The following is a 12,695-nucleotide window of genomic DNA, read 5'->3' on the forward strand; positions in this document are numbered from 1 at the left end:
GGTGGCCTGCCCCCCGTTGCTCCCCATGCTCAGATCATTGGCGATGTCCCAGATTGAGCCTGGATCCTTCACATGAACCAAGCCGACGCCGCCAGGACCCAAAGCAGTAATCATGGCGCTCGAACCCGTTCTGACCTGCCCGCGATCGGAGATGAGCAGCTCTCCAAAGCCACTCCCGCCGACCATGGTGTCGCCATTCGTCGTCCACTGCGAGCCGGCGCCGCTAACCGTAGCCCTGCCGGTGCTGCCGTATTCCGCACCAATGAGGGTGTACCAGTTGGCGACACTTCCGCCCTGCGAGACGAAGAGCTTGCCGTCGCCGTAGTTGCCGATATGCATGGTGACAGCGGTAAGCTGCGAGCCCGGACCTTCGACGCGGACAATGCCCGCCGAGCGGCCGAAAGAGCCCGTTTCACCAAGGTAACCAAGCACGAGTCCGTGCGTGTTGAAGCTGCCGCCGTTTGAGATGTTCAACTCGCCCGAGCTGCCTGCTTGATACCCCACCCAGCTATTGCCTGAACTGATCTCAGAATGCCAGGTTGTTGTCCAGCTTGAACCGCTGTCCTTTACTTCCATGAGGCCTGAAGTGCCCGAATAACGGCCTAGGTTCAGTTCAACACCGGAGAGCCTGCCGCCGCCCTCGATAGTAAAGGCGCCGGTATCACCGACGTTGTTGCCGCCTATAAGAAGTTCATTCACCGAATCGCTCTGGCCGGCGCCGAAGACCGGAGAAAATCCAACTCCCGGCGCCCCGCCAATATCGACGTTCTGAGATGAAGGGAGTATCCCGGCTACCCAGTTTGATGCCACGAACCAGTCGCTGGATGTCGATCCGGACCAAACGGCCCGCCCGTACGCCGAGCCGCAACTCATCAACAGCACCACTGTTGACGCCCCTGACAAGAGGCGCTTGGTCAAATTGGCAGGGGCCGGGCGATCGAAATTATTAGGTTTCATCGAACTCTCGTTTACCGTTGTTGACACATTGATTCAAATATTGCGTGCACCACGGCATTAGAGAAGCTGAGTGATCCCTTAAAAATATGACCAGAACGAAATTGCGCTTGCTGCGCCAGATTGGGATCAAGGGCAGCACAGATGCGCCGTAGTCAGCCTGTGGCTGACATTGCCGGAAGGCGAGCGCATCGCTGCGTGCCAGATACAAAATCTTAAGGTTGTGTCATGGGAGTTTGCGATGGGCGAAAAAAATCCCCACTCAGCATTGCGCTTCGTGAGGATCGGGTGCGGCCCCCGGCGTCCGGGGACCTTTGTGCGGACGGCAGCGGATCAGGCGCGCCGCTGCCCGCGCAGGATCACTTCTTGTCTTCCTTGACGCGGTAGACCAGCACTGCGGTAGTGGCCAGCGACAGCACCTTGGCGGTGACGCTGCCCAACAGCAGGCGCGACAGGCCGCTGCGGCCATGGCTGCCAATGAAGATCAGGTCGCAGCCGGCGTCGGTCGAAGCCTGCACGATGCCGTCGGCCACATTGAAATTCGACACCGCGCGGGCCTCGGCCTTCACGCCGGCCGTGTCGGCGCGGTCGGTGATCTGCTTGAGGTATTTGTCGGCTTGCTCGGCGGAGGCCTTTTCGTAGTCTTCATCGGTGATGGCGTAGGCCGCGGCCATGCCGTCAAAACCGATCGTGGCGGCAAAGGGCTGCGTCACGTAGAGCGCAACGACTTCGGCGCCCACAGAGCGCGCAAAGCAAATGCCGGCGTTGGCGGCTTGCGCCGAGAGCGGGGAACCGTCGGTGGGAATCAGGATCTTCTTGAACATCTTGCCTGCTCCTGTTTGAGAGGAATCTTTATGCTAACGGAAAGCCGCCAGGTTCACATCAACCGAACCGGACGAGCTTGACGGGCGTCAATGCGGGATCAGCCCAACTGCTGGGCGGCCGCGAACAGATTCGTGCAGCGAGTGCCCGTGCGGCAGTATGCCAGCACGGGGCCCGGCAGCGTGCGCAGCAGTTCCGCAAAACGCGCGACGTCGGCGGCGGTCATGGCGCTGCCCACGACGGGCTGGTATTCGATCTGGAGGCCGGCGGCCAGCGCGGCGCGGGAGACGTCGGCGGCGGTGGGCTGGTCTGGACCGCCTTCGAAATCAGGACGGTTGATGATGACGCTTTTGTAGCCGGCGGCGGCAACATCGGCCATGTCGTCGGGCCCCAGTTGCGGGGCGACGGCAAAATTCTGGGTCAGGGGCTTGATGGGTGCGGACATGACAGGTTCCTTCAATGGCTTCAACGAGATAGCTGCGTATTATTGATTGTAGGAGCCCATTTGCGCGAAGAGTTTTTCCAATTCGGTCCAGATGCCCCGGTGGTCCGCGATGGACACCGAGAACCGCAGCATGGTGGACGGCGCCTGTGAAGGCGAGAACAGCGTGCCCGGCGCAAGCAGCAAGCCGCGGTCGGCGGCGGCGCGGGCCAGCACCTCGGAATCGCGTCCGCAATCGGCCCATAGGAACATGCCGGCGTGCGGCTCATGGGGCACCGTCAGCCCGAGTTTCTGCAGCCCCTTCATGCAGCGCTGCCGCGCGTCGTCGACGCGCACGCGCACGCGTTCGATGTGGCGCCGGTACTGGCCTTCCATGAGCACCCGGTGGATGACGCGTTCGCCCAGTTCAGGCGAGGTCAGGCCGGCCAGCATCTTCAGGTCCGCCAGCTTTTGCAGGATGTCGGGCTTGGCGGCGACATAGCCCACGCGCAGGCTGGCCGCCAGCATCTTGGAATAGCCGCTGACGAAGATGACGCGGTTCAGGCGGTCCAGCGCGGCCAGCTTGATTGCGCCCCCCGGATGCAGTTCGCCGTAGGTGTCGTCCTCGACCACCATGAAATCGTGGCGTTCGGCGATGCGCAGGATGCCGTAGGCCGCGCCTGCCGACAGCGTGTGGCCGGTGGGGTTGTGGACCGCGCCGTTGATGATGAATAGCTTGGGCTTGTGCTGCGCCGCCAGCTTTTCCAGCACGTCGATGTCTGGGCCGTCCGGCCCGCGCGGCACGCCGATCAGGTTGGCGCCGAAGGCGGCCAGCCGGCCGAAGATGACGAACCATGCCGGATCCTCGACCAGGACAGTGTCGCCAGGCTTGACCAGATGCCGGGCGATGAGGTCCAGGCCGTGGGTGACGCCATTGGTCGTCAGGAGGTTGAGTTCAGGATGCGCGGGCACGCCCTCGTTTTGAAGGTAGGCGGCGATCTGCTGGCGCAGCGGCGCAAAACCCTGGGGATGACCGTAGCTGACCAGGTTTGCGCGCACGGAGCGGCCCACGGCCCGCACGGCGCCCGCCACCATGTCGGGATCCAGCCAGTCTGCCGGCAGCAGCCCGGCCCCGCCCGGCATGCCCGGCGCATTGGCCTCGCGGAACATGCTGCGCAACAACCAGGCGACGTCAATCCGGGCGGGCGCGGCCAGCGCGGTGGGCGCGGCGGCCACCGCCGTCAGCGGGCCGCTGCGCGCACGCACGAAGAACCCTGCGCCCCGGCGCGACTGGACCAGTCCGCGCGCCACCAGCCTGTCATAGGCCTCGACCACGGTGAACCGGCTTACGCCGGACTGTTCGGCCATTTTGCGGATGGATGGCAGGCGGGTGCCCGGGCGCAGGCCTTGCTCGTCGATGCGGCGGGCCAGGCCGTCGGCCAATTGCGCCACCAACGTGGCATCGGCCTGGCGCACGGGCTGCCAGGGCATGGAAGACGGGGAAGGCGGAGCAACTGTCATGGAGATTTGACCAGGCCAGTGGTTAAAGTGACATGCAATGTGTACCGGTACTGTACTGACAACTATGCGTAGAGTGACAGGTATGCCGCAAGCCCGCAACCGTGCACGGCCGTAGTTCCCTACATTTTTCGCCCATGCCGCCATGAACCGTCCCCTGCCTTACCCGACGCCTCCGGCCAGCCCCGCCGCGCCTTCCCATCTGTGGGAAGGCTATGGCTACGGATTTCTGGGCGTCCTGGTGTTTTCGCTGACCCTGCCGATGACCCGGCTGGCGGTAGCCGAACTGGCGCCCCTGCTGGTGGGCCTGGGACGCGCGCTGATCGCCGCGGCGCCCGCGATCGCCCTGCTGTGGCTGACGCGCAGCCGCCGGCCCAGCCGCCAGGAATGGCCCGGCGTCATTCTGGCCGCGCTGGGCATCGTCGTGGGCTGGCCGCTGGCCTCGTCGCTGGCGATGCAGACCGTGCCCGCCTCGCAAGGGGCCGTCTTCAACGGCCTGTTGCCGCTGTCCACCGCCGCCTTTGCCGCCCTGCGCAGCGGCGAGCGCCCGTCGGCCGCCTTCTGGGGCTGGGCCGTGGTGGGCGCAGCGCTGGTCACCGCCTATGCCCTGCGCCAGGGCCAGGGCGTGCTGACGGCCGGCTACCTGTGGCTGCTGGTGGCGGTGGTGCTGGGCGGCATGGGCTATGCCGAGGGCGCGCGGGCCTCGCGCACGCTGGGCGGCTGGCGCACGATATGCTGGGCGCTGGCGATCAGCGCGCCAGTCGTCGCCGCGCCGGTGGGCTGGATGGCCGCGCAGCAGGCCCATTGGCCCAGCGCGACGGTGACGGCCGCCTGCGCCTACCTGGCGTTCGGCTCTATGTTCCTGGGCTTTTTCGCCTGGTATCGCGGTCTGGCCGCGGGCGGGATCGCCCGGGTCGGGCAAGTGCAATTGCTGCAACCCTTCCTGACCGTCGTGGCCGCCGCATTGTTGTTTGGCGAATCCGTGGACGCTGCGACATTCGTGTTCGCCGTCGCCGTGGTCGCCGTTATCGCCGGCGGACGCCGCGCCATCGTAAGGACCTCGAAATGAGCTTGTTTCCCGCCAACTGGGCCGACATCCCCCTGGCTTCCCTGCCGCTGCTGGGTCCCCTGGCGCTGTTCGCCCTGGTCAGCTCCATCACGCCCGGCCCGAACAATGTGATGCTGGCCTCGTCGGGCCTGAATTTCGGCTTCCGGCGCAGCCTGCCGCACCTGCTGGGCGTGAACCTGGGCTTCAGCCTGATGATCTTCCTGGTGGGCATCGGCCTGGGATCGGTCTTCCAGCAGACGCCCGGGCTGTACACCGTGCTGAAGTACGCGGGCGCCGCCTATCTGCTTTACCTGGCCTGGAAGATTGCGAACTCCGGGCCCATGGAAGAAGGCGAAACGCGCGGCAAGCCATTCACCTTCCTGCAGGCGGCGGCCTTTCAGTGGATCAACCCCAAGGCGTGGGTGATGGCCGTGGGCGTGGTGGCCACGTATACGCCGCAGAACGGCTTTTTCGCCAACCTGGTGATCGCCACGCTCGTCTGCGGCATCGTCAATCTGCCCAGCATCGGGATCTGGGTGACCTTCGGCACGGCGCTGCGCCGCGTGCTGCACAGGCCGGCCGCGATCCGCGCATTCAATATCGGCATGGCCTTGCTGCTGGTGGCATCCCTGTACCCGGTGGCGCTGGAACTGCTGCGCTAAGGCCTGGCTCAGGCCAGCAGCCCGACCACCACGGCCGGCGTAACCAGCACATTGAACAGGCCTGCCATCACCATGACCAGGCCCGCCACCGCGCCTTCTTCTGCCGCCAGCTCGCGCGCCTTGGCCGTGCCCGCGCCGTGCGCGCCCATGCCGAACAGCGCGCCGCGCGCCAGCGCGGACCGCAACGGCAGCCAGCGGCACATGAGCTGGCCGATGGCCGCGCCGAATACGCCCGTGACGATCACGAACACGGCGGTCAGGTCCGGCACGCCCCCGACATGCGACGACACCGCCACGGCGAACGGAGTGGCCACCGACCGGGGCAGCAGGCTCAGCCTCAGGTCCGGCGGAAGGTCCAGCAGGCTGCCCAGCATCCAGGCGCTGGCGGCGGCAATGCCGCTGCCCACGGCGACGCCCGCCGCCAGCACGGGCCAGTAGCGGCGGATCAGCGCCCGCTGCTCATACAGCGGCAGCGCAAACGCCACGATGACGGGCCCCAGCATGGCCATCAGCCAGTGCGACCCCGACATGTAGTCGCGGTAGCCGGTGTGCAACAGGATCGCGAGCGTCAGCAGGAGCGCGGGCGCGACGACCAGGGTCGACGTCCACCAAAAGGCGTAGCGGCGATAGAAAAGACGCGCGCAGACATAGGCCAGCACGGTCGCCGCCGGCCAGAACACCAGGTTGAATTCAAGCGGCATGGCGGTTCATCCAGCGATAGCAAAGATCAATGGTCAGCGCCGTGCCCGCCATGACCAGCGCCGTTCCCAGCAGGATGACGGCCAGCAGCTTCAGCCCCAGCAACCCCAGGAATTCGCGGTGGTCCAGCAAGGACATGACGGCCGGCACAAAGAACAGCAGCATTTCACCCAACAGCCAGCTGGCCCCGCGCCGCACATTGCGGATGCGCAACCGCCGCGTCGCCAGCAGGATGAGCACCAGCGCCATGCCGATGACGCCGCCGGGCACGGGCAGGCCGGAGGCTTGCGCGAGCGCCTGGCCAAGCAGGGAAAACAGGACGATCAGGGCGATTTGCAGCAGGCGGCTGCGGCGCAGCGTGCTGCGCAGGATGACAAAACGACGAAAGCGGGGCATGAGAGGTGTTCCAGCGGCAAGCTGATGTTTTACGCTCGGCCAAGCTATAGATAAAATGAATTCGATGAATTCGTCCTATTCCATAAAGGCATAGCCATGGAACTGCGTCCCCTGCGCGCCCTGGTTGAAGTCGTCCGCCAAGGCGGATTCTCCCAGGCCGCCAAAGTCATTTACGCCACCCAGCCCACGGTGAGCAAGGCCGTGCGGCAACTGGAGGACGAGCTGGGCATGCCCCTGCTGGACCGCCACGCCCAGCCGATGCAGCTGACCGCGGCGGGCGAAATCGTCTACCGCCGCGCCCTGGCCATGTTGGCCGAACGCGACGATCTGATCGCCGAGCTGGACGATTTGAAGGGCCTGAAGCGGGGCGTGCTGCGCCTGGGCCTGCCGCCGCTGGGAAGCAGTTCGCTGTTCGCGCCGATGTTCGCGCGCTTTCGCAGCCGCTATCCGCGCATCGAGATCAGCCTGGTGGAGCATGGCAGCCGCCGGCTGGAAGAAATGGTGATGGCGGGCGAAATCGAACTGGCGGCCTCGCTGAGGCCCGTGCCCGACAATTTCGAGTGGCAGCCGGTGGCGCGCGAACCGCTGGTGGCGCTCATGCCCGCCGACCACCCGCAGGCGCGGGCCGAATCGGTGGATCTGGACGATTTGCGCGAATCGCCCTTCATCCTGTTCGAAACGGGTTTCGCCCTGAACCGCATCATCCAGGACGCCTGCCAGCGCGCCGGGTTTGCGCCGACCATCGCCGCCCGCAGCGGCCAGATCGACTTCATCGTGGCGTTGGTGGCCGCCGGGCTGGGCGTGGCATTCCTGCCGCGCATCAAAGCCAACGAGGAACTGCATGCGGGCGTGGCGCGGGTTCCGTTACGCGACCCGGGGACGGATTGGGAAATGGTGCTGGTGTGGCGGCGCGGCGGCTATCTGTCGCACGCTGCGCAGGCCTGGCTGGCCCTGAACCGCGAAGTGCATCGCCCCCGGGCGTGACGGCGCGGCGCTGGGCGTGGGCCGTCCGCCCGGGGTATGCTGAAGCCGGAACCCAACCCGCCTGAACGGGTCAGACCTTTCATGCCCGCCCTGCCCCGATTCTCCACCCGCCGACTGTTCGTCGCCCTCGTGCTCGCCGCCTCCGGCGTGGTGGGCTGCACCCAGCTCGATTCCTGGCAACGCCAGACGATCTTCTCGCCCCAAGCCGAACCGCAGACCTGGTGGCGCGAGCCCGCCGCCGGCACAGAGGTCTACGACCTGACGCTCGCCAACGGCGACTCGGTGCGCGCCTGGTACCTGCAAAGCCCCCGGGCCGGCGCGCCCACGGTGCTGTACCTGCACGGCGCGCGCTGGAACCTGAACGGCAGCGCGTTCCGCATCGACGGCTGGACCCGCATGGGCTATTCGGTGCTGGCGATCGACTACCGGGGCTTCGGCGCGTCCACCCCGCGGCTGCCATCCGAGGAAAGCGCGCTGGAAGACGCCATGGCCGGACTCAAGGAACTGGCGCGGCTGCAGCCCGATCCGGCGCGCCGCTTCGTTTACGGACACAGCCTGGGCGGGGCCATCGCCATCGACCTGGCCTCGCGCCCCGAACAGCCGGACTTCGCCGGGCTGATCGTGGAATCCAGCTTCACCAGCATCGGCGCGATGCTGTCCACGCTGCGCTGGGGCAAGGTGCCCGGCGCCAGCCTGCTGGTCACGCAGCCGTTCGCGTCGGTGGACAAGCTGGCGCAGATGCACACGCCGATGCTGTTCCTGCACGGCACCGCGGACCGCGTCGTGCCGCACACGATGAGCGACGAACTCTTTGCCGCCGCCCGCAATGTGGCGCCGGACCTGAAACGGCTGGTCAAGATAGAAGGCGCCTCGCATTCGGGCGCCTTCCGCAGCGGCGCGCAGTATGAAACCGCGGTGAAGACCTTTATGCAGGACGCCGGAAAGGCCTACCAGGGCAAGAAGGGCTAGGCCTGCGCGGCCGCCGCGCCAGCCCGGCGCGACAGCCACTTCATCACGTGGGGACGCGCGCGGTCGTAGCCCAGGTTGTAGAAGAAGGCGTAGGGCAGGTAGAACAGCACCAGCGCGATGTCCAGCACGAAGGCTTGCCACAGGCTGATGCTGAGCCACCACGCCGCCAGCGGGATCACGATGAGGATCAGGCCCAGCTCGAAGCCGAAGGCATGCGCGACGCGCACCCGCAGGTTGCGGGTAAAGCCGAAGCGGTTTTCGAGGCGGTCGAAACCGGCGTTGTAGATCATGTTCCAGACCAGGGCGATCCAGGCGATCACCGCGGTCAGCACGCCCATTTCGAACAGGGATTTGCCCATGGCCCAGGCCGCAACCGGCGCGCACAGGCCGATGGCGAGGATTTCGAACAGAAAGGCGTGGAGGAATCGTTCCTTGAGAGTTTTCTTGGCTTGCGTCATGACCCACCTGAGGTCGGTTGCTTCAAAGTGACGCCATTTTCTACGACATTTCCGTTACGCTAAAGATAGTATCCATCGGAAAAACCGATATCACTCTTCCCTCATCCGCCCATGCGCCACTCCCTGGAATCCCTGGCCGCCTTTGCCCAGGTCGCCGCCGAAGGCTCTTTTTCCGCCGCCGCCCGCAAGTTGGGCAAGAGCCAGTCCACCATTAGCGAAACCATCGCCAACCTGGAGGTGGACCTGAATGTCGCGCTGTTCGACCGCAGCCAGCGCCAGCCCACCCTGACGGAGGCCGGCCAGGTCCTGCTGGGACAGGCCTTGCAGGTGCTGGCCGCCAACGACCGCCTGAACCGCAGCGCCAGCCAGTTGTCCGAAGGGCTGGAACCCAGGCTGACCGTGGTGCTGTCCGACACGTTCCAGTCCCGGACCTTTGAAGCCATGCTCAGCCAGATCGACCAGCGCTATCCGGCGCTGCGTTTCGAATGCCTGATCGCCGAGTACGAGGACGTGGTGGCGCTGGTGCAGCAGGGCCGCGCGCACCTGGGGCTGATGGCCGCGCAGGAAAGCTATCCGCCCGACGTCGCGCACGCCAGCCTGGCCGAAGTGTCCGAGATCGCCCTGTGCGTGGGACGCTCCCATCCCCTGGCCAGCCTGCCCTCAGTCACGTCCGATCACCTGAAGTCCCAGCGCGAACTGCGGCTGAGCACTTACGAACTGGATGACAAGGAAGCGGCGCCCGGGCATTCGACCTGGTCGGCGCCCGGCTACCTGATGCTGCTGGAAATGGCCAGCCTGGGATTCGGCTGGACGGAGCTGCCGCGCTGGATGATCCAGCGCTTCGGCCGCGAACAACTGGTGGAGCTGAAGGTGCCGGGGTGGCCGCGCCACATCCGGGTGGACGCCGTATGGTCCACGCGCCGCGCGCTCGGTCCGGCGGGCGCCTGGCTGCTGCAGAGCCTGACGCAGCCCTAGCGCTGTGCGGCCGGCAGGCGCGAGATGCGCACCCCATTGGCGCCGAGCCAATCGCCCAGTTTGGGGCTGGCCAGCACGTCGAATTCGGCACGCCGCTGGCGCGCCATGGCGCTGCCCTGCGCGCTGCCCTGCGCGGGGTGGCACATAACCAGATCCCCGTCGCGCGCATTGAACAGCCAGTTCTGCAGCAGGCTGGCGTAACGCCGCTCGCCGCCGTCGAACGCATAGACGCCCAGCAGACGGCGGTTGGTCCGCAAGCCGTTCGAACGGGCCTCGCGCGCCAGCGCCGCCGCGCCCAGCGCGCCGATGACGCGGGCCTTGAACGCTTCTTTCAGCGGAACGCCGCAAAGCATGCCAGGAGTGGTCTGGCGCAGCCAGGGAGCATGCGCACCGTAGCGCGCCTTGAGCAGCGCCAGCAGGCGCTTGCGGATGCCGGGCAGCTGATGCACGTGCTGATGCCCGTCGACGTAATCCGGCGCGCGGCCGAAAGCCGCTTCGAAGGCGTCGAACTGTCGGGCCAGGTGCGCGTCGATCCACGCCGCATCGAGCAGGCCCGCGTATGCCTTCAGGATCAGCGGGCCCAGCGGCGGCATCGGCGCAGCGTCCGGGTCCAGCGCTTCCGTGAAATTTACGTGCAGGCCGATATCGACGTCCCGCGCCGCCAACCGGGGCGCATTGGCGGCGAAGGTCGGCCCGAGCGCGAGGCAGCTCACGGCGCTGAGCCGCCCCATGCCGGCCAGGGTGATCATGCCCTCATCAATGTCGGCATTCATGCCAAAATCATCCCCGCAGACCACAATGCGCTTGCTCATCGCTGCACCTCGAGACTCCTGTTCGCCACACTCAACATGCGTACGCTGCTCCGGCAAATCAGCCTTTTCGTCGCCGTCGGCTGCGCCGCGGCGGCCACCCATTGGGCTGTTGCCGTAGGCTGCGTCGAAGCCTTCGGCACCCCGCCGCTGGCGGCCAACCTGATCGGCTGGCTCGCCGCCTTCGTCGTATCGTTCAGCGGCCACTACCGGCTTACGTTCCGACATTCGCCCATCCCCTGGACCATAGCGGCCCGTCGGTTCTTTCTCATTTCAGCAGCCGGCTTCGCGATCAACGAAGCCGCCTATGCCTGGTTGCTGCACGCCACGGATATTCCCTACGACACGCTGCTGGCCCTGATCCTTACCGGACTGGCGTTCGCCACGTTCATCGCTAGCCGGCTGTGGGCGTTCCGGCACAAACCCGCTGCCTGAGCGCCGCGTCCACGTCCACCCGCCACATCGCATGGCGGGCGCCTGCAACCGCGGGCGCAAGGCCCTGCAGCGACGCGTAGACCGTGCCGTCCGCATGGTTGCCCCAGACCCAGAAACGCGCGCCTTCCGGCGCCGCGCACAGGCGGGCGTTGAACTGTTCAGCGCTGACCAGCACCTGCTGGCCGGTGGCCGGATCAAACTTCGCGGCGTCGTAGAGTTCCTTGCGCCAGTTGTCGCGCACCGGCACCTCGGGATTGAGCCAATCGTCCACCACCCAGGACGGACGCAGCGCCCGCGCATACAGCGCCAGGTCGAAGGGGTAGGCGTGCAGCGAAACAAAGGTGTCCTCCGGCCTTGCCTGCTCGCGCACGACCTTCGCCAGCGGCGCAGCGCTGCCTCGCGCATGGGTGGCCGCCACGCCCACGGCGATGACGCACACGCTTGCCGCCACCGCGGCGCTGATGCGCACCAGCCGCGGCGTGGCGCTGTCCGTCCCGGCGCGCCAGGCCGCCAGGATGACCTCTGCCAGCAGGAAGGCCAGGGGCGCCAGCGCGGGCAGCACGTAGCCGATCAGTTTGGAGTGCGGCAGCGAAAAGAACGCCACCACCACCACGAACCAGACCGCCGCCAGCCGCCGCAGGGCCCGCGCCGGCCCCTCGGCCCAGAACGCGCGGCGCAGGATTCCCCCGCTCCACAGCGACCAGGGCAGGCTCAGGCCGGCCAGCACCGGCAAATAGAACCAGAAGGGCTCGGCATTGTTGAACCCGCCTGCGGCAAAGCGCTGGAAGTGCTGGTAGACGAAGAAGTAGTCATAGAAGCCCGGAAAGCGCAGCTGCATCAGCACGAACCACGGCGCGGCGACCGCCAGGAACACCATCAGCGCTGGGGGCCAGACCAGCGCGGCCAGGCCGCGCCAGCGGCGTTCCCAGGCCAGCCAGGCCAGCAGAATGGCGCCCGGCAGCACCAGGCCGATCAGCCCCTTGGCCAGGACAGCCAGCGCGGCCAGCGCTGCGGCGGCGACGGACATCCACCGCCAGGCCTGGCCGTTTGCGGCGCGCAACGCGGTTTCCGTCGCCGCCAGCACGCACAGGGTGATCAGTCCCGCCACCAGCATGTCCAGATTGGCGAACTGCGCGCCGCCATAGAAGAACGGCATGGTGGTCAAGATCAACACCGCCAGGCTGGCGGCCGCGGCGTCGCGATGACGGCGCACGAAGACGTACAGCGCGGCGGCCGCGCCCCACGCGGCCAGCCAGGACGGCACCCGTGCCGCCCAGGGATGCACGCCGAAAACCGAGAACGACAGCTCGGCCAGCCAGTAGTAGAGCGGCGGCTTGTGGAAATAAGGCATGCCGTCCAGCAGCGGCACCGCATGGGAGCCGCTGCGCAGCATGTCCCAGGCCACGCCGGCATAGCGGCCTTCATCGGGCAGCGTCAGCGGCCGTATCCACGCCAGCCAGGCCAGCCAGATGCCGACGGCCAGCAGAAACCGTCCTGCCGGCGGGGTCCAGTCGGAACGCGCCGGGTGTGCAGTGCCGGCCATGA

General features: G+C 66.8%; 14 protein-coding genes and 1 pseudogene. 6 read left to right on the plus strand and 9 right to left on the minus strand.

The window, feature by feature from the left end; translation table 11 throughout:
- The 4 genes and pseudogenes from KYC_RS29470 to KYC_RS13820 form a co-directional block, all read right to left on the minus strand.
- Positions 1–957: pseudogene (locus KYC_RS29470) on the minus strand (hypothetical protein); the annotation flags it as partial.
- Positions 958–1,313: 356 nt separating this feature from the next.
- Positions 1,314–1,778, minus strand: coding sequence for a universal stress protein (locus tag KYC_RS13810; RefSeq protein ID WP_008163206.1), 465 nt, complete (start codon positions 1,776–1,778; stop codon positions 1,314–1,316).
- Positions 1,779–1,876: 98 nt separating this feature from the next.
- A complete protein-coding gene (locus KYC_RS13815; protein WP_008163208.1) occupies positions 1,877–2,221 on the minus strand; it encodes a protein tyrosine phosphatase family protein in 345 nt (114 codons plus the stop codon).
- 39 nt (positions 2,222–2,260) lie between these two features.
- Entirely contained in the window at positions 2,261–3,718 is a 1,458-nt protein-coding gene (locus KYC_RS13820; RefSeq protein WP_043518408.1) for an aminotransferase-like domain-containing protein, read from the minus strand.
- Positions 3,719–3,860: 142 nt separating this feature from the next.
- Here KYC_RS13820 and KYC_RS13825 point away from each other — a divergent pair, with 142 nt between their 5' ends.
- Both KYC_RS13825 and KYC_RS13830 read left to right on the plus strand, forming a co-directional pair.
- Positions 3,861–4,784, plus strand: a complete 924-nt coding sequence (locus KYC_RS13825; protein ID WP_008163212.1) for a DMT family transporter — start codon at positions 3,861–3,863, stop codon at positions 4,782–4,784.
- Positions 4,781–5,425, plus strand: coding sequence for a LysE family translocator (locus tag KYC_RS13830; RefSeq protein ID WP_008163214.1), 645 nt, complete (start codon positions 4,781–4,783; stop codon positions 5,423–5,425). The genes KYC_RS13825 and KYC_RS13830 overlap by 4 nt, the downstream gene beginning before the upstream one ends.
- Before the next feature lie 8 nt (positions 5,426–5,433).
- Here the strand turns inward: KYC_RS13830 and KYC_RS13835 are convergent, their stop codons facing one another.
- Together KYC_RS13835 and KYC_RS13840 are read right to left on the minus strand one after the other, a co-directional pair.
- Positions 5,434–6,126 carry an LrgB family protein gene (locus KYC_RS13835; protein WP_008163216.1) on the minus strand — a complete coding sequence of 231 codons (693 nt, stop codon included), beginning with the start codon at positions 6,124–6,126 and terminating at the stop codon, positions 5,434–5,436.
- The gene (locus KYC_RS13840) at positions 6,116–6,520 is read right to left on the minus strand and encodes a CidA/LrgA family protein (protein WP_008163218.1); all 405 of its coding nucleotides are present in this window, start codon (positions 6,518–6,520) and stop codon (positions 6,116–6,118) included. The genes KYC_RS13835 and KYC_RS13840 overlap by 11 nt, the downstream gene beginning before the upstream one ends.
- Before the next feature lie 96 nt (positions 6,521–6,616).
- Between KYC_RS13840 and KYC_RS13845 the strand changes: the two genes are divergently transcribed.
- Entirely contained in the window at positions 6,617–7,504 is an 888-nt protein-coding gene (locus KYC_RS13845; protein ID WP_008163220.1) for a LysR family transcriptional regulator, read from the plus strand.
- 81 nt (positions 7,505–7,585) lie between these two features.
- Positions 7,586–8,473 carry an alpha/beta hydrolase gene (locus KYC_RS13850; RefSeq protein ID WP_008163221.1) on the plus strand — a complete coding sequence of 296 codons (888 nt, stop codon included), beginning with the start codon at positions 7,586–7,588 and terminating at the stop codon, positions 8,471–8,473.
- Here KYC_RS13850 and KYC_RS13855 read toward each other — a convergent pair.
- Positions 8,470–8,931, minus strand: a complete 462-nt coding sequence (locus tag KYC_RS13855; RefSeq protein WP_008163224.1) for a multidrug/biocide efflux PACE transporter — start codon at positions 8,929–8,931, stop codon at positions 8,470–8,472. The genes KYC_RS13850 and KYC_RS13855 overlap by 4 nt on opposite strands.
- Before the next feature lie 111 nt (positions 8,932–9,042).
- Here KYC_RS13855 and KYC_RS13860 point away from each other — a divergent pair, with 111 nt between their 5' ends.
- Entirely contained in the window at positions 9,043–9,906 is an 864-nt protein-coding gene (locus tag KYC_RS13860) for a LysR family transcriptional regulator (protein ID WP_008163226.1), read from the plus strand.
- Here the strand turns inward: KYC_RS13860 and KYC_RS13865 are convergent.
- Positions 9,903–10,718, minus strand: coding sequence for a ChbG/HpnK family deacetylase (locus tag KYC_RS13865; RefSeq protein ID WP_008163228.1), 816 nt, complete (start codon positions 10,716–10,718; stop codon positions 9,903–9,905). The genes KYC_RS13860 and KYC_RS13865 overlap by 4 nt on opposite strands.
- Positions 10,719–10,754: 36 nt before the next feature.
- On the opposite strand from KYC_RS13865, the gene KYC_RS29875 reads away from it, so the two are divergent.
- Positions 10,755–11,150 carry a GtrA family protein gene (locus KYC_RS29875; RefSeq protein ID WP_008163230.1) on the plus strand — a complete coding sequence of 132 codons (396 nt, stop codon included), beginning with the start codon at positions 10,755–10,757 and terminating at the stop codon, positions 11,148–11,150.
- On the opposite strand, the gene KYC_RS13875 is transcribed toward KYC_RS29875, so the two are convergent.
- Complete coding sequence (locus KYC_RS13875) at positions 11,110–12,693, minus strand: ArnT family glycosyltransferase (protein WP_008163232.1); 1,584 nt, start codon at positions 12,691–12,693, stop codon at positions 11,110–11,112. The two genes, KYC_RS29875 and KYC_RS13875, sit on opposite strands and share 41 nt — an antisense overlap.
- Positions 12,694–12,695: the final 2 nt, after the last annotated feature.

Origin of the sequence: Achromobacter arsenitoxydans SY8, assembly GCF_000236785.1 — a bacterium.
Taxonomy (GTDB): domain Bacteria; phylum Pseudomonadota; class Gammaproteobacteria; order Burkholderiales; family Burkholderiaceae_B; genus Achromobacter; species Achromobacter arsenitoxydans.

Bases quoted from the DNA above. Each gene is read 5' to 3' on its own strand.
- KYC_RS13810 (WP_008163206.1), bottom strand. From the start codon at position 1,778: ATGTTCAAGAAGATCCTGATTCCCACCGACGGTTCCCCGCTCTCGGCG.
- KYC_RS13815 (WP_008163208.1), bottom strand. From the start codon at position 2,221: ATGTCCGCACCCATCAAGCCCCTGACCCAGAATTTTGCCGTCGCCCCG.
- KYC_RS13820 (WP_043518408.1), bottom strand. From the start codon at position 3,718: ATGACAGTTGCTCCGCCTTCCCCGTCTTCCATGCCCTGGCAGCCCGTG.
- KYC_RS13825 (WP_008163212.1), top strand. From the start codon at position 3,861: ATGAACCGTCCCCTGCCTTACCCGACGCCTCCGGCCAGCCCCGCCGCG.
- KYC_RS13830 (WP_008163214.1), top strand. From the start codon at position 4,781: ATGAGCTTGTTTCCCGCCAACTGGGCCGACATCCCCCTGGCTTCCCTG.
- KYC_RS13835 (WP_008163216.1), bottom strand. From the start codon at position 6,126: ATGCCGCTTGAATTCAACCTGGTGTTCTGGCCGGCGGCGACCGTGCTG.
- KYC_RS13840 (WP_008163218.1), bottom strand. From the start codon at position 6,520: ATGCCCCGCTTTCGTCGTTTTGTCATCCTGCGCAGCACGCTGCGCCGC.
- KYC_RS13845 (WP_008163220.1), top strand. From the start codon at position 6,617: ATGGAACTGCGTCCCCTGCGCGCCCTGGTTGAAGTCGTCCGCCAAGGC.
- KYC_RS13850 (WP_008163221.1), top strand. From the start codon at position 7,586: ATGCCCGCCCTGCCCCGATTCTCCACCCGCCGACTGTTCGTCGCCCTC.
- KYC_RS13855 (WP_008163224.1), bottom strand. From the start codon at position 8,931: ATGACGCAAGCCAAGAAAACTCTCAAGGAACGATTCCTCCACGCCTTT.
- KYC_RS13860 (WP_008163226.1), top strand. From the start codon at position 9,043: ATGCGCCACTCCCTGGAATCCCTGGCCGCCTTTGCCCAGGTCGCCGCC.
- KYC_RS13865 (WP_008163228.1), bottom strand. From the start codon at position 10,718: ATGAGCAAGCGCATTGTGGTCTGCGGGGATGATTTTGGCATGAATGCC.
- KYC_RS29875 (WP_008163230.1), top strand. From the start codon at position 10,755: ATGCGTACGCTGCTCCGGCAAATCAGCCTTTTCGTCGCCGTCGGCTGC.
- KYC_RS13875 (WP_008163232.1), bottom strand. From the start codon at position 12,693: ATGGCCGGCACTGCACACCCGGCGCGTTCCGACTGGACCCCGCCGGCA.